The sequence below is a fragment of the Rhodococcus koreensis genome (assembly GCF_017068375.1).
Taxonomy (GTDB): Bacteria; Actinomycetota; Actinomycetes; order Mycobacteriales; family Mycobacteriaceae; genus Rhodococcus_F; species Rhodococcus_F koreensis.
The window spans coordinates 8,769,811-8,790,752 of the sequence record NZ_CP070609.1 but is presented as its reverse complement, the minus strand read 5'-3'; the positions used below and the strand labels follow the sequence as shown (position 1 = coordinate 8,790,752).

Annotated in this window: 19 protein-coding genes; 10 read left to right on the top strand and 9 right to left on the bottom strand. The window is 65.9% G+C overall.

Translation table 11 applies throughout. From position 1 onward, the window contains the following. Positions 1-152: 152 nt before the first annotated feature. The 4 genes from JWS14_RS40055 to JWS14_RS40040 all read right to left on the bottom strand — a co-directional run bounded on the left by JWS14_RS40055 (position 153) and on the right by JWS14_RS40040 (position 5,819). Positions 153-1,595, bottom strand: a complete 1,443-nt coding sequence (locus JWS14_RS40055; RefSeq protein ID WP_206015726.1) for an aldehyde dehydrogenase — start codon at positions 1,593-1,595, stop codon at positions 153-155. Positions 1,596-1,627: 32 nt separating this feature from the next. Then, positions 1,628-2,725, bottom strand: a complete 1,098-nt coding sequence (locus JWS14_RS40050) for an NAD(P)-dependent alcohol dehydrogenase (protein ID WP_206015725.1) — start codon at positions 2,723-2,725, stop codon at positions 1,628-1,630. A 333-nt stretch (positions 2,726-3,058) separates the two neighbouring features. Then, a complete protein-coding gene (locus tag JWS14_RS40045; protein WP_206015724.1) occupies positions 3,059-4,087 on the bottom strand; it encodes an LLM class F420-dependent oxidoreductase in 1,029 nt (342 codons plus the stop codon). 70 nt (positions 4,088-4,157) lie between these two features. Then, the gene (locus JWS14_RS40040) at positions 4,158-5,819 is read right to left on the bottom strand and encodes a fatty acid--CoA ligase (protein WP_206015723.1); all 1,662 of its coding nucleotides are present in this window, start codon (positions 5,817-5,819) and stop codon (positions 4,158-4,160) included. A gap of 190 nt (positions 5,820-6,009) precedes the next feature. Here JWS14_RS40040 and JWS14_RS40035 point away from each other — a divergent pair, with 190 nt between their 5' ends. From JWS14_RS40035 to JWS14_RS51275, 8 genes are all read left to right on the top strand, one after another. Then, positions 6,010-7,242, top strand: a complete 1,233-nt coding sequence (locus tag JWS14_RS40035) for a cytochrome P450 (protein WP_206015722.1) — start codon at positions 6,010-6,012, stop codon at positions 7,240-7,242. Further along, a complete protein-coding gene (locus JWS14_RS40030) occupies positions 7,239-7,433 on the top strand; it encodes a ferredoxin (protein ID WP_206015721.1) in 195 nt (64 codons plus the stop codon). Before JWS14_RS40035 ends, JWS14_RS40030 begins: the two co-directional genes overlap by 4 nt. 4 nt (positions 7,434-7,437) lie before the next feature. Then, positions 7,438-8,670 carry an NAD(P)/FAD-dependent oxidoreductase gene (locus JWS14_RS40025; RefSeq protein WP_206015720.1) on the top strand — a complete coding sequence of 411 codons (1,233 nt, stop codon included), beginning with the start codon at positions 7,438-7,440 and terminating at the stop codon, positions 8,668-8,670. A gap of 48 nt (positions 8,671-8,718) precedes the next feature. After that, positions 8,719-9,882: a thiolase family protein gene (locus JWS14_RS40020; RefSeq protein WP_206015719.1), complete on the top strand. Its 1,164-nt coding sequence runs from the start codon at positions 8,719-8,721 to the stop codon at positions 9,880-9,882. A gap of 32 nt (positions 9,883-9,914) precedes the next feature. Beyond that, positions 9,915-10,289, top strand: a complete 375-nt coding sequence (locus JWS14_RS40015) for a Zn-ribbon domain-containing OB-fold protein (RefSeq protein WP_206015718.1) — start codon at positions 9,915-9,917, stop codon at positions 10,287-10,289. Between the two features lie 76 nt (positions 10,290-10,365). Then, positions 10,366-11,058, top strand: a complete 693-nt coding sequence (locus JWS14_RS40010) for a TetR/AcrR family transcriptional regulator (protein ID WP_206015717.1) — start codon at positions 10,366-10,368, stop codon at positions 11,056-11,058. A 540-nt stretch (positions 11,059-11,598) separates the two neighbouring features. Further along, entirely contained in the window at positions 11,599-13,152 is a 1,554-nt protein-coding gene (locus tag JWS14_RS40005; protein WP_206015716.1) for a long-chain-fatty-acid--CoA ligase, read from the top strand. A gap of 209 nt (positions 13,153-13,361) precedes the next feature. After that, positions 13,362-13,484 (top strand): hypothetical protein, encoded by a 123-nt coding sequence (locus tag JWS14_RS51275; protein ID WP_259376049.1) that lies wholly within the window; start codon positions 13,362-13,364, stop codon positions 13,482-13,484. A gap of 285 nt (positions 13,485-13,769) precedes the next feature. Here JWS14_RS51275 and JWS14_RS40000 read toward each other — a convergent pair whose 3' ends face one another. The 5 genes from JWS14_RS40000 to JWS14_RS39980 all read right to left on the bottom strand — a co-directional run bounded on the left by JWS14_RS40000 (position 13,770) and on the right by JWS14_RS39980 (position 17,654). Then, positions 13,770-14,048, bottom strand: coding sequence for a WhiB family transcriptional regulator (locus JWS14_RS40000; RefSeq protein WP_420855155.1), 279 nt, complete (start codon positions 14,046-14,048; stop codon positions 13,770-13,772). A 175-nt stretch (positions 14,049-14,223) separates the two neighbouring features. Next, complete coding sequence (locus JWS14_RS39995; protein WP_206015714.1) at positions 14,224-14,826, bottom strand: RraA family protein; 603 nt, start codon at positions 14,824-14,826, stop codon at positions 14,224-14,226. Positions 14,827-14,964: 138 nt separating this feature from the next. Next, positions 14,965-15,621, bottom strand: coding sequence for an RraA family protein (locus tag JWS14_RS39990; RefSeq protein WP_206015713.1), 657 nt, complete (start codon positions 15,619-15,621; stop codon positions 14,965-14,967). 152 nt (positions 15,622-15,773) lie between these two features. Next, positions 15,774-16,445: an RraA family protein gene (locus tag JWS14_RS39985; RefSeq protein ID WP_206015712.1), complete on the bottom strand. Its 672-nt coding sequence runs from the start codon at positions 16,443-16,445 to the stop codon at positions 15,774-15,776. A 312-nt stretch (positions 16,446-16,757) separates the two neighbouring features. Next, positions 16,758-17,654, bottom strand: a complete 897-nt coding sequence (locus JWS14_RS39980; protein ID WP_206015711.1) for a LysR substrate-binding domain-containing protein — start codon at positions 17,652-17,654, stop codon at positions 16,758-16,760. A 379-nt stretch (positions 17,655-18,033) separates the two neighbouring features. Between JWS14_RS39980 and JWS14_RS39975 the strand changes: the two genes are divergently transcribed. After that, positions 18,034-18,507, top strand: coding sequence for a RidA family protein (locus tag JWS14_RS39975; protein WP_206015710.1), 474 nt, complete (start codon positions 18,034-18,036; stop codon positions 18,505-18,507). Further along, positions 18,504-19,526 carry a threonine ammonia-lyase gene (locus JWS14_RS39970; protein WP_206015709.1) on the top strand — a complete coding sequence of 341 codons (1,023 nt, stop codon included), beginning with the start codon at positions 18,504-18,506 and terminating at the stop codon, positions 19,524-19,526. Before JWS14_RS39975 ends, JWS14_RS39970 begins: the two co-directional genes overlap by 4 nt. Positions 19,527-20,942: the final 1,416 nt, after the last annotated feature.

Below are 20,942 nucleotides of genomic sequence, written 5' to 3'. Positions count from 1 at the left end.
GCAAGGCCATCGCTGACTGTTGACTGGCTGGCTGGCTGGCTGGCTGAACAGGATCGTTGAATATCTTTCCCTCACAACTTACCCCGCACCCGACAACTTGCATCGACACCGCCGGTGATCCTCCAGTGTCGGGCGCGCCACCCAACGGCCGATCAGCGAGTGTAGATCGACTTCAAGGTGACGTATGCGCTCAGGCCCTCCGGGCCGAGTTCGCGGCCGAGTCCGCTGGCTTTGACCCCGCCGAATGGGGCTCCGATGTCGAGATCGAAGAAGTTCACTCCCACACTGCCGGTTTCGATACGGCGAGCAAGGTCGAGGCCCCTGTCGGGATCGGATGTCCAGATAGTGCCGCCCAGTCCGTAGTCGGAATCGTTGGCGATCGCGACCGCGTCGTCGACGTCCCCGTACGGCAGGACGGTCAGGACAGGACCGAAGATCTCCTCACGCGCCACGGTTGCCGAATTGTCGAGGTCGGCGAAGACTGTCGGTTCGACGAACCATCCGCGATCGAGGTGTTTAGGTCGGCCGCCACCCGCGACGACGGTGGCACCATCGCGTTTGCCGGTCTCGATGTACGCCTCGACACTGCGGCGCTGGCGTTCGGAGACGAGCGGTCCGACCCGGGTGGCGGGGTCGGTCGGGTCACCGACCGTCAGCGACGACGCGAGATGCGCGACCGCCTCGACGGTTTCGCGGTACCGGGACCGGGGCGCAAGAATCCGGGAGGACAGGTAGCACGTCTGCCCATTGTTGAGCAGGCTCGCCCACGACATCCCGCGCGCGACGCTCACCAGATCGGCATCGTCGAGGACGATCGCTGCGCTCTTACCCCCCAGTTCGAGGGTGACCGGCCGCAGCAGGCGACCACACGTCTCCCCGATCGCCCGTCCGGCAGCAGTGGACCCGGTGAAGGCGACCTTGTCCACACCGGGGTGGCCCACGAGGTAGGAACCGATCTCGCGACCACCTGTCACGATGTTCAGTACCCCTGCTGGGAGTCCGGCCTCCTCCGCGGCGTCCGCGAGTTGGAACACGTCGAGCACGGTCTCCGGGGCGGGCTTGATGACCACGGTGCAGCCTGCCGCAAGCGCCGGCGCCACCTTGAACATGGTGAGCGACTGTGGAAAGTTCCACGGAATGATCGCGGCGACAACACCGATCGGCTCACGGCGCACGATCGTCGTGGACCGGCCGTTCGCCGAGGTCCGCGGAGTCTCGACTGGAATCTTCTCGGCGAGATCGGCGTAGTACCGCAGCGTCGCGGCGGGTCCACTGCCCTCCGCGGCCAACGAGATCGCCGAGGGCATACCGTTCTCATCGGTCACCACCGCGGCCGTTTCCTCTCGTCGCCGGTCGAGCGCATCGGCGAATCGCCGGAGAGCGGCTGCGCGTTCGACAGGTTCCAGCGCGCCCCACTGGGTTGCACGCAGCGCCCCGCGCGCGGCGGCGACGGCCGCGTCGACGTCTGCGGGAGTGCTGTCGGGCGCGGAACCGACCGGTTGTTCGGTGGTCGGCGAGATCACCGTGATGGTCTCGGAGGTGGACGGGGTGTGCCACCGGCCGTCGATGAACAGCTGCGAGCGGGTGTACTTCATGCGGGTCCTCGATCGGTCGTCCGTCAGGCGGGTCAGGAATTCGGAAGCAGAACCGGTTTGATGGTGGCGCCGCTGGCGGCGTCTGCTTCGGCGGCGGCAATATCGGCGAGTGGGTAGGTGCGGATGAGCTGATCGAATGGGAACCGGCCCTGTCGCCACAGGTCGATCAACCGAGGCAGGAACAATTGCGGAACGGCGTCACCCCCGAGGATGCCCATCACGTTCTTGCCGGCAGCCAGGGCCCCCGGTGCGAGGACGAGCTCGCGTGTCGCCGCGCCGACGAGACCGACGGTTCCGGTGGGCCGGAGGCTGTCGATCGCCGAGGCGATGACCTGCGGGACTCCTGTCGTGTCCAGGGCCGCGTGGACGCCGCCGCCGGTCAGCTTCCGGATCTGGCGGGCCACGTCGTCCGCGGAGCCCTCGATCACGTCCGTTGCCCCGAGTTCGAGGGCGAGGTCGAGTCGGTTCGCGTGCAGGTCGACCGCGACGATCCGGGAGGCGCCGGCCACCCGCGCGGCCAGGACCGCGGACAAACCCACCGCTCCGGCCCCGAAGACGGCGAACGTCGTGCCCGGGCGCACCTTCAAGGCGATCAGCGCCGACCCCGCGCCGGTCTGGATCCCGCACCCGAGCGGACCCAGCAGATGCAGGGGCAGATCCTTGTCGACCACAACGACATTGCGGGACGTGACGATCGCGTGGGTGGCCAGGGAGGACTGACCGAACCACCGTGACGCAAGGGCGTTGCCGTTCACGTCGGTGAGCGGGCCGGGCCCATCGGGGCCACGGCCGGACAGATTGCGCGCGAAGAACGCGAAGCAATACGCCGGGTGCCCACCCACGCAGTTTTCGCACAGCCCGCAGGAATCGAACGACAACAGAACATGATCGCCGACCTCGATGCCGGTGACACCGGCGCCGACTTCCTCGACGACTCCGGCCCCCTCGTGGCCGACCACGATCGGCGGCTGAGCGAGGAACGACGGGTCCCTGGGCAGGACGTCGGTGTGACAGAACCCGACACCGGCGATGCGAACCCGCAGTCGGCCACCGGTCGGGTCGGCCAACTCCACCGTCTCGATCTCGAACGGTGCGTCGTGGTGACGCAGCACTGCGGCTTCGATGCGCATCGGAAGGCTCCCTCTGTTCGGTGCGGTAACCAGAACGTACAGCTGACCGCCTGTACGGTCAATAGCAGTTGACGAGCTCACAGGACCAGACCCATGCGCTTTTCGATGTCGTGCGGGACTACGAGGACGCGATCGAGCCTCCTCAACGCATTCACCACGAGGGACGCCCAGGGGATCGCCGGGCGCGAGCCCCTCCCCCATCGTCGTCACGACACTCGCTGCCGCTGTCACGTAAGGCAATTGAGCCACACGGTGATTCGGAGTTCATCCAACATGTGGTCATCACTTATGGACCATCAGGGCGCTACCCTGGTCCATCGCGTGTACGTCTCATTACGCGAGAAGTTCTGCAACCGCCTCGATCGAGGAGTAACCGAGGCCCTGAAGTAGCAGCGTTTTGACTGCCGTCTTCTCCCATCGAATGATGTCATCCTTTATCTTCTCTCGTGATCCGACGAGGGCGACATCCTCGACCATGGCCAAGGGCACCGATGCTATTGCTTCGGACTTGTGCCCATCCAGGTAAAGGCGCTGAATGCGCGCGCATTCCGCTTCGTAACCCATGCGCACGAACACTTGATTGTGAAAGTTGGCTTCCTGGGCGCCCATTCCACCGACGTAGAGCGCGATGTTGGGCCGGATCACGTCGGCTGCCTTCTCGAGGTCATCGTCGATGACAATGGGGACCGTGGCGGCGATGTCGAAATCGTCCAGAGATCGGCGGGCTCCGGGTTTCGAGAATCCTTCCTCCAGCGCTCCTCGATAGAAGTCGTCCATTCGGGGCGAATAGAAGATCGGCAGCCACCCATCGGCTATCTCGGCGGCGAGTGCGATGTTCTTTGGCCCCTCGGCCCCGAGATAGATCGGGATCTCGGTACGAATGGGGTGGATCATGGACCGAAGTGGCTTTCCAAGGCCGGAGCCACCGTGCAGCGGGAGTTGGTAGAACGAACCATCGTGACTCACGGGTTCGTCTCGTCGCACGAACTTACGGACGAGTTCGACGTATTCTCGTGTGCGAGCGAGCGGTCGAGGATACGGCTGCCCGTACCATCCCTCGACGACCTGTGGCCCGGAGACGCCCAAACCCAGGATGAAGCGGCCCCGAGACAGGTGGTCCAGTGTCATCGCCGCCATGGCAGTCGCCGCTGGGGTCCGCGCCGACATTTGCAGGATGTTGGTGCCCAACCCGACAGTGCGGGTCGAGGCGCCGTACCACGCCAAGGGGGTTAAGCAGTCGGATCCGTAGGTCTCGGCAGTCCAGACCGAGTCGTAGCCGAGACTCTCCGCACGGGAGAAGGCCGCTCGTTCGTCGTCCGAGGGCGCGGTAGACCAATAGCCCAGGTGAAATCCCAATTTCATGTTTGCGTGTCCTTACTTCGTCGTCATTGGCGTGTCTCGTTGTCGAGGAATTTGGATTCGGTGGTGGTGTCTACCGAGACGGGGGATGCACGCTGTCGCTCGTGCGGACAGTCCGCAGGTCGTCAACCGCCAGTTCATCGGCGTCGTAGCTCCGGCGCAGGTCCTTCTTGTCGAGTTTGCCGACACTGGTCTTGGGGAGGGCGTTCACGAAGGCCCACCGTTCCGGGAGCCACCAGCGAGCCACCTTGCCGTCGAGGAAGGCGAGAAGTTCGGGCGCGGTCACCCTGGCCCCCGGCGCAAGTTTGACGCAGACAAAGGGCCGTTCCTCCCACTTCGGGTCGGGAACACCGATGACCGCGACCTCGGCGACGGCGTCGTGCTCGAGCAGTGCGTTCTCGAGTTCGACCGTGGAAATCCATTCCCCGCCGCTCTTGATGCCGTCCTTGAGCCGGTCCTTGAGCTGGATCCATCCACCCTCGTGCAGGACCCCGAGGTCGCCGGTGCGCAACCAACCATCGTCGAACTTGTCGGGGGCCTCGGTGCGGAAGTAGCTGCCCGCGATCGTCGCGCCGCGCAGCTGGACTTCCCCGATGGATTCGCCGTCCCAGGGCAACTCGACGCCGGCTTCGCTGACGATGCGCGCCTGCACTCCCGGAACGATGCGCCCGGTCAGGCTCGCCCACTGCGCAACCTCGACGTCGGGGGTGTTGCGGGGCGGGCGCGAAAAGGTGAGCAGCGGGCTGGTCTCGGTCATGCCCCACCCCTGCGTCAACGCGACGCCGTGGTGGGTGGCCATGCTCCGCACCAGCGCGGCCGCGAGTGGGGAGCCACCGGACACGGCGAGCCGCAGGCTAGTGAGATCGGCTGCGAGTGTGCGGGCGTACTCGTCGATTCCGGTCCACAAGGTGGGCACGGCGGCGGCCGCGGTGGGTCGCAGTTCGGTGATGATGCGCGCCAGGTGTTCGATCTGGAGGTACCGGTCGTTGAGGATGATGTCGGCCCCGCTGGTCCAGGCCGCGTGCGGCCAGCCCCAGGCGTTGGCATGGAACATCGGCACGATCGGCAGCACCCGGTCGGCGTCGGAGAACCCGAAGGCGCTGCCGGTGGAGATCTGCAGGCTGTGCAGATAGATCGACCGATGGCTGTAGGCAACGCCTTTCGGGTCGCCGGTGGTGCCGGTGGTGTAGCACAGCGCGGCGGCGCTTCGTTCGTCCAATGTAGGCCAGCGGAAATCGGTGTCGTGGGTGAGAACGTCGCCGAAGTGGTGTACCCGCACACCGTCGGGCACGGTCAGGTCCGCTTCGGCTTCGCCGGCGATGATGATGTGCTCGACGGTGGGCAACCGGTCGATCACCCGCTGCAGCTGCGGTACCAGGTCGGCGTCGACGAGGATCACCTTGTCGGCGGCGTGGTTGACGATGAAGACGATCTGATCGTCGTGCAGCCGCAGGTTCAGCGTGTGCAGCACCGCGCCCATTCCCGGGACTGCGAAGTAGGCCGCCAGGTGGGCGGGACTGTTCCAGCAGAGGGTGGCGACCACGTCGTCGGTGCGGATACCGAGGCGGCGCAACCCCGCGGCCAGGGCGGTCACGGTGGCCCCGAACTCGCGGAACGAGGTGCGCTGCACCCGTCCGCCCTGGTAGTGCAGCACCGAACTCTCCGGATGCGTGCGGAGGCCGTGCAGGAACAAATCCGACACGAGGAGATCGACATCTTGCATGGTGCTGTGCATGGCAGGTCCGTCCTGGCTGGTGGGGAGGTTCGTCACGTTCCGCTGCCCGTCGGCGAGGCCGTTCAGCCCGCCTGTCTTGACCCGTGGGCAGCTGCTCCCTACCCTAGACCGTACGTACGGTCAGTCAAGATGGTTGCTGATCTCCCTACAGACCACTTTCCCCTTCCTGAAACGCGAGAAGGACAACGCCATGACGTTATCGACACTGCACACCGATCTGGGAAGCCCGGACACGTACACCGACGGAGTTCCGCACCAGGTGTTCGCCGAGCTTCGCCGCCACGAACCGGTGGCCTGGATCGAGGAGCCGGCCGGTGACGGTTTCGCCGGTGGTCCGGGATTCTGGGCGGTCACCCGTTACGAGGATGTCATGACGGTCTCGAAGAATCCGGACGTCTTCTCCTCCCACAAGGGTGCCTCGTTCCTGCGCGATCAGCGGCCGCAGGATCTGGCGGCCCTGCAGCAGATGATGCTCAACCTCGACCCCCCGGACCACTCGCAGATGCGATCGATCGTCAGCAAGGTCTTCACCCCGAAGATGGTGCGGGGCATGTTCGACAGCATCACCGCCCACGCGCAGGCGATCGTCGCTGCCCTGCCCGACGACGGTGAGATCGACCTCGTCGAGCACGTCTCGGCGGAGATGCCGCTGCGGGTGCTCGCCGACGTCCTCGGCGTGCCGTCCGAGGATCGGCACCTGCTCTACGACTGGACCAACCGCATGGTCGGACTCGATGATCCCTCCTACGGCGGGCGTGAGGCGTTCCTCTCCGCGTTCATCGAGATGTTCAAGTATTCCAACGCGCAGACCAAGGCCAAGCGCGCCGAACCCGGCTCCGATGTGTGGTCCCTGATCGTCAACGCCGAGGTCGATGGCGCTCGTCTGTCGAGCGAGGAGCTCAACCGCTTCTTCCAGTTGCTGGTCATCGCCGGAAACGAGACGACCCGCAACCTGCTGACCGGCTTCGTCCTCACCCTGAGTGAACACCCGGACGAGCGCAGCAAACTGGCCGCCGACCCGGCGCTGCTGCCGAAGGCCATCGAGGAGGTGCTCCGGTTCCACTCCCCGGTCATCCAGTTCCGTCGCACCGTGACCCGGGAGACCGAACTCGGCGGCAAGCGACTGCAGGAAGGGCAGAAGGTCGTGATGTTCTATGTCTCGGCCAACCGGGACGAAGCCCAGTTCGAGGCGCCGGACGAGTTCCGCGTCGACCGCGGGGCCGCCAATCACGTCGCCTTCGGCGCCGGCACCCACTTCTGTCTCGGCAACAGCCTCGCCCGCCTCGAGGCGAAGGTGCTCCTGGAAACCCTGTTCGCGCGGTTCCCCCACTGGCGGGTCACCGGTCCCCCGGACCGGTTCCGCTCGAACTTCATCAACGGAATCAAGAAGCTGCCCGTTCACCTCGGAAAGGCCACGTCATGAAAATCTGCGTCGATCGCACCAAATGCACCGGTCTCGGTATCTGCGAATCCCTCGCCCCGGACATCTTCGAGATCGACGATGCCGGCGGGCTGCTGCTGCTGCGCGAGGACGCCGATGAGAGCGTCATCGACGACGTCCGTGCCGCCATCGAGGGGTGCCCGACCGAGGCACTCGCGCTCGTCGAGGACTGAGACCATGGCCGAACAGAATCTCGTGGTGGTCGGGGCGTCGTTGGCGGGGCTGCGCGCCGCCGAGACCGCCCGGAAGGCCGGCTTCACCGGAACGGTGACCCTCGTCGGCGCCGAGCCACACCTGCCCTACGACCGCCCCCCGTTGTCGAAGGCCTTCCTCGACCCGGCGCCGACGCCCCCGGACACCACCTTCCGGGCCCGGGAAGTGTTCGACGCAGCCGGAATCGACGTTCGACTCGGAACCGCGGCGACACAGTTGGATCCGGCGGAGAAGACGATCCACACCTCGCAGGGCCCGCTGCCCTACGACATCGCCGTGATCGCGACCGGGTCCACCGCGCGCCGACTTCCGGGTACCGCCGGGTTGGCGGGCGTCGAGACCCTGCGCACCCTCGACGACGCGGTCGCCGTCCGCGCCGCCCTGGACAACCGCGCGAAGACAGTGGTGGTCGGCGCCGGATTCATCGGCTCCGAGGTGGCCTCGGGCGCACGGAAACGCGGACTGGACGTCACCGTCCTCGAGGCACTGCCCGTCCCGCTGGTCCGCGCCATCGGCGAGGAGATGGGGCAGGCCTGCGCCGAACTGCACCGCCGCAACGGCACGGATCTGCGCTGCGGTGTCGGGGTGGAGGCCGTCCTCGGTGACGGTCGGGTCGAGGCGGTGCGACTGTCGGACGGGTCCACGGTCGAGGCCGACCTGGTCGTGGTCGGGATCGGCGCGGATCCGGCCACCGACTGGCTCACCTCGTCGGGTATCACGCTCGATCGGGGCATCGTGTGCGACGAAAACCTGGCCACCTCCCTGCCGGGCGTCTACGCCGCGGGCGACGTCGCTCGTTGGCACAATCCGTTGTTCGACACCGCGATGCGGCTCGAGCACTGGACCAGCGCTGCCGAACAGGCCGCCTCGGCCGTCCGCCATGCCCTCGACCCGACGGCCGCGAAACCGTACAGCACGGTGCCGTATTTCTGGTCCGACTGGTACGACACGAGGATTCAATTCGTCGGTATACCGGACGCGGACGAAATCGTCACCGTCACGGGAGATCTGGGTAGCGGGTCGTTCGTGGCGTTGTATCGTCGCGGCGACCGGGTGGTCGGCGCCTTGGCACTGAACCATCAGACCCACATCATGAAATACCGTGCCCTGATCGCCAAGGGCGCCAGTTGGGAACAAGCACTCGACTACGCCCGTACTCGCGGGGAGAAGGATGCCGCGCTCAGCGCGGTTCGCTGACTGCTCGGGCACAGCCGCATCGGGAAAGCTCGAAGGAAGAGAGGGTTTATGCCAGAGCGCAACGCAGCCATCGTCGGTTACGGGCTCACCGAGGTGGGCAAGGTCTTCGGGCGAACAGCACGTGGATTTGCCGCGGACGCGGTCCGGTTGGCCGTGGCCGATGCCGGGCTGGCCCTCGGTGATATCGACGGACTGCTGGTCAACGCCCGCGCGGGTACCGATCTCAATCTGTCCCTGGCTCGCACCCTCGGACTGCAGGACCTGCGCATGCTCAGCGAGGTCAACGCTTTCGGTGCCTCCGCCGCGATCATGGCCGCTCAGGCGTCGAAGGCTGTTCTCGCCGGGGAAGCCGAGACTGTGGTGTGCGTGTTCGCCGACGACCCCAAGGAGGAGAACGCCGGCGGTTCGGACGCCTATCGAGCCACTTCGCTGACCGCGACCGGCTTTCGGAGCGCCGAGACCGCGGCCGGATTCACCAGTGTCAACCACCGTTACGCGCTCGCGGCCCGTCGCTATATGGACCATTACGGGGTCACGTCGTCACAACTCGGTGCCGTCGCGGTATCCCAGCGCGCGTGGGCTCTCGACAACCCCGTGGCCCAGATGCGGACGCCGCTGTCACTCGACGACTATCACCGCTCACGCTGGGTCGTCGACCCCCTGCATCTGCTCGATTGCTGCCTGGTCTCCAACGGCGGTGCGGCGGTCGTGGTCACCACCCCCGAGCGCGCACGGGATCTGCCCACGACACCGGTGTACGTGCGGGGGTGGGGTCAAGCCCATCCCGGCCACGTTCTCGAACGGGGAAGTGATTTCGGGCTGGTCACCGGCGCCGCCGTCTCCGGCCCCGCCGCACTGAAGATGGCCGGGATGACCGTCGACGACATTGATCTGCGGGAGATCTACGACTGCTACACCTACACCCTGCTCGTCACCCTCGAGGACTACGGCTTCTGCGGCAAGGGCGAGGCCGGGGAACTTGCCGCCAGCGGGGCACTCGCCCCGGGCGGCGCACTGCCCACCAACACCGGCGGTGGACAGCTGTCCTCGTTCTACCTGTGGGGCATGACCCCGCTCGTCGAGGGGCTCACCCAATTGCGCGGCGAGGCCGGGGTTCGGCAGGTCACCCGGCACGGCACCGCGATTGTGAGCGGCAACGGCGGAATCCTCGACCACCACGGCACCCTGGTGCTCTCCACCGCAGCGGCCTGAACCCTCATGACAGGCACCAATAGGAAGAAGCGATGACCATTCCCGCGAGCCGAGACGACGCTTCGGCACCGTTCTTCGACGGCCTCACCGGGGGCCGGCTGATGCTCCGCTCCTGCATACGGTGCGGGCATGTGAGCCGCCCCGACACGATCAGCTGCCCCTCTTGTCACAGCGACGAGCTCATATGGATCGACTCGTCCGGCCAGGGCGCGGTGGTGACCGCCATCGTCGATCCCGCAGGCCCTACCGTGCTCGCCCTGGTCGAACTCACCGAAGGTCCGTGGATCGCCACCTGCATCCTGCGCGCCGAGACCGCCGACGATGTCCCGGCCGGCACTCCGGTACGTCTCGAGGTCCTCGACACCGGTCGCGGCGAGCCGATCCCCGCGTTCGCCCGCGCACAGTGACCAGCGGCGAACCAGAGTCGACCGAGGGCGCTTAGACTGTCTCCGGATCGGACCGTGAACGAGGTGGAGGTAGACGATGGCAAAGGCCGGTACCCGGCTGGCCGGAAAAGCCAACGAGATCCTCGAGGTCTTCACCCACAACGTCGCGCAATTCGGCTACGACGGGACGAACCTGAGCGACATCGCCAACGAGTTGTCGATCTCGAAGGGCACCATCGTCCACCATTACGGAACCAAGGACCGTCTCCTCGCGGCGCTGCACGAGTCCTATATGCGCCGGCGCCTCACCGAAGCGAAACTGCTGATCAGCCGGCTCGAACACCCTGACCAGCAACTCGCCGGTCTGCTGTTCGCCTTCATCCTCTATCAGGAACACGACCGGGATGCCACCATCGCCTTCCAGCGGGAGGTCATGCGGTTGTCCGCGCTCGACGGCGAGGCCGAGGGCGTCAGCTTGCGCACCGAGTACATCGGGCTTGTGCGGACCGTGATCAGCGACGGCGTCGCCGCCGGCCGGTTCCGGCAGACGGATCTGCAGGTGCAGTCGCTGCTGATGTTCGGATCCGCCCAGTGGGCGTACACCTGGTTCGATCCGGACGGCGACGAGACCGCGGAGGAAGTGGGGGCCGCTCTCGTCGATCTCGTCCTCGGCAGCCTGCTGGTCCGCCGCACCAATTTGCCAGGGCTGGCGGATCCGCACGGGCTGGCGGCGCAAACCGCGCGGCAATGCCTGCTGGACTCCACCCCGTCCGGTCTCGCGGCGTCCTAGACCGAAACCGGTCCCGTCCACGTGCCGGTCGCCGTCACTCCGCCCGTCGGATTCCTCACACCGGTGGAGTTCGAGCGACGATCTCGCTCGACGTCTGCGCGGTCACTCGCCGCATGAAAACCGGTGTCCGCGTTCAGGGGGAACCTCCCGTCGTCCCGGCGATCTGACACGTCGGCGTGCGGTTGTGCAGCCGCACCGAAGGTTCGTGCGCCCAGCCCACAGTTGCCGAGTTCATCACTACCAACAACCCTGACGCTCATGCCGAGTAGGGATATCTGCAGTCCGACACAGATAAGCGGCGTCATCCTATTAGGCTGCGCTGCAACGCTAGTGAGGACCTAGCACGAGACGTTCCGTGACCCATGTCACGATAGTGCACTCGGCTGTTCCCGCCACCTTGCCGAGTGGGACGCAAAGAAACGTCCCCTCCCCCGTGCAAGCCCTTGTGCCCCACGTCACCTTCTGCTTTACTGACCGTGCGTACGGTCACTAGTTGAGTTGGCCGCCACGGCCTGCACAAATCCCATCGAGAGGTGCCTGATGGCTTCACCCATCCTTCATGTCTTCGACCCGATCACCCACTGGACCTCGCGGGATCCCGCCCGCATCGCGATCCGGTTCCAGGACCAGTCGTGGACGTGGCAACAACTGTCGGAACGCGTACGCCGCAACGCCGCCGCGCAGCTCGTGCTCGGACTCGCGGCCGGGGACCGGGTGGCGTTCCTCGACAAGAATCACCCCGCCAGCCTCGAAACCACCCTCGGGTGCGCGGTCGCCGGAACGGTCAACGCGGTACTGAACTTCCGCCTCGCGCCGTCGGAATTGGCCTACGTCATCAACGACTGCCGCGCGGAATTGCTGATCCTCGGCGCCGAGTTCACCGGAGTTGTGGAATCGATTCGGGCCGATCTCGAATATGTGCGCACGATCGTGGTGCTCGGCGGCGAACACGACGAGTACGAGTCCTGGCTCGACTCTGCACCGTCCGACGTACCCGCACATCGCGCCGACCCCACCGACTGCTTCCTGCAGCTGTACACCTCCGGTACCACCGGACACCCCAAGGGCGCGATGCTGACGCACCGATCGGTGGGCGCGCACAGCGAATCAGCCAGCACCGCATTTGGATTCGATCGCGACAGCGTGAACATGGTGGCGATGCCGCTGTTCCACGTCGGTGGGACCAGTTGGGCGCTCGCGGCCATGTCGCAGGGCGCGGAAACGATCCTCGTCCGCGAGGTAGTTCCTGCCCTGGTCCTGAAACAGATCACCGACCAGGCGGTCACTCATGCGTTCTTCGTCCCCGCCGTCATCCGGTTCCTGCTGCAGATCCCCGGTGTGAGCGGACAAGACCTGGCATCGCTGCGCTGCCTGGGTTACGGCGGGTCACCGATCCCCGAAGCGCTGCTGCGGGAGGCGATGAACACCTTCGGCGTCGACTTCTACCAGGTGTACGGCATGACCGAGGCCTCCGGAGTGTTCTGCGTGCTCCCCCCGGCCGATCACCGCGATCCCGCACATCCTGAGCGCCTGCACGCAGCCGGGTGGCCGGTCGACGGCGTCGAAGTTCGGGTGGTGGACCCGGTGACCGGAGAGGAGTTGCCCGACGGCACGGTCGGCGAATTCCAGATCCGCGGAGCACAGGTCATGTCGGGGTACTGGCAACGAGACGCAGACACCGCCGCATGCTTCGAGGGTGAGTGGTTCAAGACCGGCGACGCCGGCCGCCGCGATACCGACGGCTACTTCTACGTCGAGGACCGAGTCAAGGACGTCATCATCTCCGGAGGAGAGAACATCTATCCCGCCGAGGTCGAGCGCGTAATAAGCGAATACCCGGACGTCGCGGAGGTCGCCGTCATCGGCATTCCCGACGACAAATGGGGTGAATCCGTCCGAGCCGTCGTGGTCGCCCGAAACGGCAGTGAGATCGACACGGACACACTCCTCGAGTACTGCGCCCAGCACCTGGCCGGTTACAAACGGCCGCGCAGCATCGAAATCATTCCGGCCCTTCCCCGGAACGCAACGGGCAAGATCCTCAAACGCGACCTTCGCGCACCCCATTGGGCCGGTCGTAGCCGCGCGTTGTAAACCCGCGGCGATCGCTCCGAACCATCGTGTTGTCGCTCGGCCACGCGCGGCGCCGGTGGCGTGATCGGTGACCTGGTTCCGGGGGCGGAGCAGCCGTTCCGGCGGGCTGCGCAACGCAGCTGATCGATCGCCGCCAGCGTCTTCGCACGGCCCCCGGCGAGTACGCGTACGAGGCGGGAGACCGTCAGGATCGGGCGCCGGAACACGTCTTGTTTTCTCACGCCAAGATCCACATGGGCACGACGGGGCAGCTGTCGCCGGGCATGGCGTTGCAGATACCGGCCACGGGGCACGGGGCCGAGAAGGGAACGAGCCTTCCGGCGGCAGGCTGAGAAGTACCACCATCAAGAGAAGATCGATCGAGGCGCTGTTCCGCCGGCCAACCTCGAGGGGACGCCCGCGATTCGCTCCGTTTCCGCTCTCGGCGCGCACACCACGTTGGTGCTACTCGAGCTCGGCGCGTTCAAGGTCCGCGACCGCGAGCCGCCATACGATGGAGACGCTGCGACGGGGGCTTCCCTACCGGGCGCAAAGATTCTGATCGACAGTCCCATTCCACAGGGCTCGGACTTCGCGCAGGTGCCCCCGCCCTGCCGAATAGTTGCACCCGCCGCAGCTCAGGGGGCTTCGTGCAGGACGGCTCGGCCCGGTGCCGGACACGTGGCTGAGATCTTCATCGGGCGCCGCTTCCCGGGGCTCTGCGTGGGTTCGGGTGGCCCGTCACGGTGACGCCTCTCGCCCTCGGAGGTGCCACCCCACACTCCGTAGCGTTCCCCGACCGACAACGCGTGGCGAAGACACTCGCTCTGCACTGGGCAGCTGCCACAGAGTGCCTTCGCCACTCGTTCTCTCCGAATCCGTTCCGCTCGCGTCTCGCCATCACACGAGAAGAACACGTCAGCACCGAGGGATCGACAGCGTGCGCGCAGTTGCCAGTCCCACCAGTCGGTGCAGGCGTTCAGCGGTGCGATCAGTCGAGAGAGCGAAGACACGGTGCTGCCCCTTCAAGCCTGATGATGCCCGCCAGTAGGGAGCTGCCGGGTACTCCCCACCGGTTCCTGGACGGAGTTCTCAGCGTGCAGTGGCGAAGTTATACACCTCGAGGGTGGTTTTGCCTGCTCGCAGTTCGTCGAAGATGCGTTTCTCGTCGGCGACGCGTGCATCCGAGCGATCGAGGACGTCGGTGACGTGTTCGAGCGGGATGGCGACGACACCGTCCGCATCTGCGACAACGAGATCCCCCGTGGTGATCCGAACCCCGCCCACGGTGATCGGTACCCCGAGACCGCCCTGATAGTCCTTGCGGGTGCCGACGATCGAGATCCCGCGCGAGAAGACGGGGAAGTCGATGCCGGCGAGTTCGACGGTGTCCCGGACGCCACCATCGATGATCAGTCCCAGCAGACGGCGCTGTTGGGCGGCGACGGCGAGCACCTCGCCCCAGTGGCCGTGTTGCGCGCCACCGAGATCGGCGACCAAGACGTGACCTGCGGGGGCGGCGGCCACCGCGTTGTGCAGGGCCAGGTTGTCACCGCCGGCGCCCTGGACTGTGTATGCCGGACCGGCGACGCGGGCGCCGGTCCACGCGGGCCGGATGGCGGGATCGAGGGCGATATTCAGCTGGGAGGCTTCGTAAATGGTGGCAGTGGCGTGATCGCGGGCGTGGTCGGTCATGGTTGCTTCCTGTGAGAGCGAGATTGAATGGGCTGTCGCGTTTGTTGTGGAGACTGCTTCCGGCCGAGACGGCGATGATCGGTCCAGATCGGCACGGCCACAACTATTCCGGGCCACTTGGTCTGTCTGGTGCCCTCATCATCCTTCGCGTCCGGCCAGGCGCGCATCACGCATGGCGTCGGGTAGGGCGGTGCCGGATCGCAGATCTTCGGCGATGGACTCCTCCCGGGCGGCGATGCCCTGCGCCGCCTCGAGTACCGCCTCGGCATGTGCACGGGGAACGAATGCCACACCTGTTTCGTCGGCGATCACGATGTCTCCCTGCGATACTCGAACTCCGGCGACGCTGATCGGCTGCCCGGCGGACTGCTGCTGGATTCGGCCGCGTGCGGTAGCTGGGATTCCACCGCGCGCGAAAACGGGGAATCCGAGTGCACGCGCCTCACCGATGTCGCGGCAGCTACCGTCGGCGATGGCGGCGCGTACGCCCCGAAGACTGGCACCAAGGCTGAGCAGCCCGCCCCAACATGACACATCGGTGCGGCCGTCGTTGGCGACCACGATGATCTCGTCCGCACCGGCGGTGGCCACCGCGGTGGTGGCGATGTGGGCACCGCTCGGTCCCGGCGTGTAGGGCTCCAGCTGCACGGTCGAGGCGAAACCGACCACCGTGGGATGCCCCCATACCGGTGCGATGCCCCCGATTCCGCTGGGCAATCCCTGACTGTCGAGAGCATCGCTCACCGCGGCACTGTCCAACTCGGCGAAGGCCTTCAAAAGCACCGGGTCACTCATCTGTTTCATCCCATCGGTTTGTGGCAATTGGTCTTTGAGTACTGCGAGCTGCTCAGAGGTGAGCGGCGCGCCGCGCTCGGTCATTCATCGCGGCGGCGGCGAAGTTTGCACTTCGGATGCGCCGTTGAACGCCATCACCGCTGCCATGGCGGTCATTGACCCTTCTCCGTGCCGGTCGTCTGCAGGGCGTGATACCCGAAGCGAGTTCGTGCGGCGACGAGTGAGGCGCCGTCCCGTACCGCGTGAACGATCCGCGCTTCGGTGGATTCGATGTGCTCGGCGATGGTGGCGACTTCCTCGGCGTGCTCGATCGGGACGATCACGACACCGTCCTCGTCACCACACACGAGATCGCCGGGGCGAATCGTGACGCCGTCGATCGTGAGCGGTTGCTGGATCGCCACCAGGCGTACGCGGTCTTTCCCGGTGCGCATGAACTTTCCGGCGCACCACATCGGATAGTCGGTCGCATACACCGACGCGGTGTCACGACACACGCCGTGGATCACGGTGCCACCGATGCCTCGTGCCGAAGCGACCCCTGTCATGATGCCGCCCCACACCGTGCAATCGGTGCGGCCGTCGTTGTCGATGACGACGACGGCCCCGGCGGGAACGTCGTCGAGGAAGTCGCCGACGGAGCCGCCGTGCTCACCGATGGGAGCGTAAGCGACGGTGAAGGCCGGTCCGCAGCTCCGTGATGCTTGCGCAAGCGGGCCGATGCCGTGCAAAGATCCAGGGAGCCCCAGCTTGTCGAGGGCGTCGGAAAGCGCGGCGGTCGGCAGCGCCGCGAGCCGCGAACCGAGATCGGTGGGGGTGGGCATACGCGCTGTCCTGTCCTCTCGGTGGAACCGACCGGCCGATCGAAAGATCGGAACTTGTCGCCGTCATGTCCCAGTGGACCCCACCCGGCGCGAACACTGAAGGTCCAATCTGCTCCATCTGTGAGACGTTCAACGTCTTACTGCACGTGGGCCCGCACGCACTGTCTCGCACAGTCGCGGATTTTCTGGTTTTGACCGGAAGAGTTGCACCATCGGGGCGCGGGGAACAGGCATCCCGAACGGGTAGGGCGAATACGGCAGGGTCCGGTCACCGCGGGTGATGACGCCCGGATCGACCCAGCAAAACCGCTGTCAGATATCGCCCACGCATTCGCTGGCCACCTCGACCAGGCGGCTGGTGAGAGGACCGTCGTCTTCGAGGCGTACCACGATGGACAGGCCGGCTATCGGAACCGGGACGGTGAGGGGCCGATAGGTCACGTCCCGCTCGTGCCGCACCGCGGCCTCGGGGGCCAGGCACACTCCGAGGCCGCACCGAACGATATCCAGTTGCGAGGGAATCGTTCGTGCTTCGTGTACAAGGTCTGGGGTGAAGCCGGCCGAATGACACGCGGCGATGACATCATCGTGGAGAAACGGCGACGAGGATCGCGAGATCCATGCCCATGGTGCGTCCCGCAGGGCGCCGAGTGAGATGCGGTCGTCTCGGTCAACGTATTCGCGCTCGGTGCCTGGCGGAATGACCGCAACGAACTCGTCTGAGGTCAGTTTCAGGATGCGCAAACGAGGATCGGTGTGGACTCCCCGCACGAAGGCGGCGTCGCATTCGCGCATGAGGACAGCCGCAATGGCGTAGGCACTGTCGAGTTCTTTTACTCGAAACTCCACCTGGGGAAGGTCGCGGCGATACCGCGCGACGATCGCCGGAAGGAGGTCGGCCAGGGCCAGTGACCCGGCCGCGATCCGCAGCCGCCCTACTCTGCCGGATGCCGCGAACTCGGCCGCTTCCTCGGCTCGGCGCGCCGCGGTTACCAGGTCATGGCAGCGTTCCAGCACGATACGCCCAGTATCGGTCAAGGCTACCGACCTGCGGGTGCGCACTAGGAGAACAACCCCCAACTGCGCTTCGAGGGCCTTGATCGCCTGACTGAGCGGGGACTGCGACATATGCAGCCGTTCCGCGGCCCGGCCGAAATGCAACTCTTCCGCCACGGCGATGAAGTACCGCGCTTGACGTACTTCGAGCACGCGAACCTCCCGATGCTGGCAACAATCGTGTAGTAAGACGCCGAGCATCTCACAGTCGGAGTAGATCAGACCTTCAGTTCTCCCCTTCGCGCTGATTGACTGAGCCTCGACGGAACGAATGTCAACGCCGCATCTAGTGCCGGGTGCTAGACGAATGAACCGTTCGAGCAGAGCGGCACGTGACCGATGCCGTCGCTTGCTCCGATCACTGTGGTGATGCCCTTCAGCGGCGATCGGGTACTACCCGGCGGTCTCCAGATCTCCGCGAGACGGGCGCGGGGCCCTCGCTGCATCAACCACCGCAGGTGGACGCTCCCGGGCGCGAGAGGAAACCTCGCGCTTCACTTTCGCCAACGAACGCACCGAAGAAAGGAACCCCATGACCAATTGGAAGCTGCGACTCGAGGACGCCGGCTATGAGCTGTCCAACCCACCCACTCCGAACGGCCGCTACCGTCCGTTCGTGCGGGTGGGCAACCAGCTGTTCATCGCAGGACAGACTTGTATGCGGGACGGTGTGCTGATCCACCGCGGAACGGTGGGCGTCGACGTGGACATGGACGAAGCACGCCGTGCCGCTGCGTTGTGCGCTCTCAATACCCTCGCCGTCCTCGAGGTCGCCACCGACGGAAACCTCGATGCGGTCCGTGCGGTCAAGATGACAGGTTTCATCCGCTGCCTCTCGGATTTCTCTGCGCAGCCCGCTGTCTTGGATGGCGCGTCCGAAGTGCTCGAGACCGCACTCGGAGACCGGGGCGGACATGTCCGTGCCGCGATCGGCGCATTGGCGCTTCCGCGGAGCGCCCCCGTCGAGATCGAAACGGTATTCGCCTTCGATGGTGAGTTCCAATGACGTCGACGTCGATGCATTCCGACTCCCAGTCGGCGCCGACTATCCTCTCCCTGGACGACATCGAACGCGCCGCGGTGAGGATTGCACCGTATGTTCACCGCACACCGGTCCTGTCCTCCCCGCAATTGGACCAGGCGGTTGCCGCCGCGAGTGTGCATCTGAAAGCGGAAGCCCTTCAGCTCACGGGTTCGTTCAAAGTGCGTGGAGCGACGAATAAACTCCTGACCCTCGACCCGAACGCACGTTCTCGTGGAGTCGTGGCGTTCTCCGCCGGAAATCACGGCCAAGGGGTAGCAGCGGCAGCCAAGATCGTGGGCTGCCCGGTTGTTGTGGTGATGCCCTCGACGGCCCCCGAGATCAAGGTAGCCAACTGCCGCTGGTGGGACGCAGAAGTCGTCACCTACGATCCGGCGACCGAAGATCGAGTCGCGGTGGCGCACGAGTTGGCCGAAGCTCGCGGCATGACCGTGGTGTCCCCGTTCGACGATGTCGATATCATGGCCGGCCAGGGCACTGTGGGATGGGAACTCGCGCAGCAGTTGCAGGAGAAGGGAATCGAGCCGGACATTCTGGTGGTCAATTGCAGCGGTGGCGGGCTCGCCTCCGGTGTGATCACAGCAATGCGCGCACCGTTCCCGCAAATCCACGCGGTCATCGTCGAGCCGACGGGATTCGACAAGATGGCGCAAACGCTGCGTGGCGGTGAACCGCTGACACTGGACAAGCCCTATACCGGTGTTCTCGATGGGATAGGTGGACCGTCCGCGGGTCGACTGACCTCGTCGACGTTGAGATATCTGGGCGTCGACACGGCAACTGTCAGCGATGAGGACGGGCTCCGTGGTGTGCGCGAGGCCTTCCGTTACCTGAAACTGGTGCTCGAGCCGGGCGGAGCCGCGTCACTCGGCGCCGTTCTCGCCGGTTCGGTAGACGTTCGCGATCGGCACGTCGCACTCGTGGGCTCCGGCGGTAATGTCGACCCGGCGGTTTTCGCCCGCGCGATTACCGACAACAACTGAGTTCGATCGGTGACGACGTTGCTACGTCGCCATTTATGCCCTTGCTCGGGCACGCGTCGAAGCCGCGCAGAGCGACTGCGACTCGCTGAAGAGGACCGCTGCCGAACGATGCGGGCTTCCTCGCTGGCGGTCGGCGTGTAGCCGGCGAGCGGGCCGCACCTGGTAGTTAGCGGCAGTTGAGGGTGGGTCTCCTGCGGTGCTGATCTCAACGACCCAGCGCCCCGACAGGTGACCCACCTCGCTCTTGTGGCCGCCTCGACGCACGCAGCTTCCATCCAGTCGCCAAGAGCGGGCGTCGCTGAATCTCAGATGCCGCGCCGAGGGGACCGATGACTGCCGCGCGGCGACTTCTCTCGGACTGCGAGTCCGTCACCGCGCAGCAGGATCCGCAGGCGGTGATATCACCGTGTTCCACTGTTCTCCTGCATATTCCGTGGTTCTCTGACCTTCCGGTCCACATGCGACCGATGCCCGCCCGACCACCGTCATTCCGGCAATGACGTGTATCGGGCGAGAGGTGTGCTTGCTGGGCTTCTCCGAGCTGCGGTGAACTGCGCGTAGTTCCGCTCTCGACGCCGAACGGCAGTCGATCGATGTCGTCGACCCGACCGCGGGCGCGGCCCGTATCCGGGCGTCCTCGCTGGCTGAGTCCGCATCGGGCTTGGCCCGCAAGACCCGTCGCAGCGGGTATTTGACGACGCGAGATCGGTGACCGGCGCAGCCGTCTGGTTCTGCGGGTGCAACGGTTCCTGTGCCGTCCATCGAGGATGGCCCAGGCGGTCGAGAATCCGTTGCCGCCCAGCACCGCTACCGTCGACCCGGACACGGTCTTGGACAACAGGCGCACGCACGGCCACTGAACAAGTGGCGGAGTGCCGACGGGCCGATCGCGGTTCGCCAGTAGAATTCATGCTCACCGCACGCATCGAGCGGGGTTCGCGGACGTCGCCACTCTCACAACCCAGGGCCTACCGAGCACCATCGTCAGACGAAGACTCGGACTGACACCGAACGCCGGCGGCCGGTTGCGAAGCCGAGCCGCGGCACACTGCGCGCCGGTCGGCCCAAACTGTTCACCGAGCATCGTCACACGAGGCCGCCGCCGGGTGGACTCCACTTCCCTTCTCCGCGAGGAACTTTGTCAAGGGTTATCGCGGATAGCGTCGCCGCCGTCCGCGACCTCCTTCGGCCTCTGCGCAAGATCCGAGCAGGCCCAGACAGACGGACTGTCTGTGCCCCACGCCCGGTGGATATCCGCCTGGATGCTGCGCCACGATGACCGCACCGCCGAGGAGCAGATCGGACTCGACCAGGTCCTCGCCAGCTGCCGGCAACCTCGCGCTGCTGGGACCGTCGGTCGCACGCCTCCCCTCCCGTCGCTGCACCGTGCCCATTGCCCTGTTCACCGACCACCGC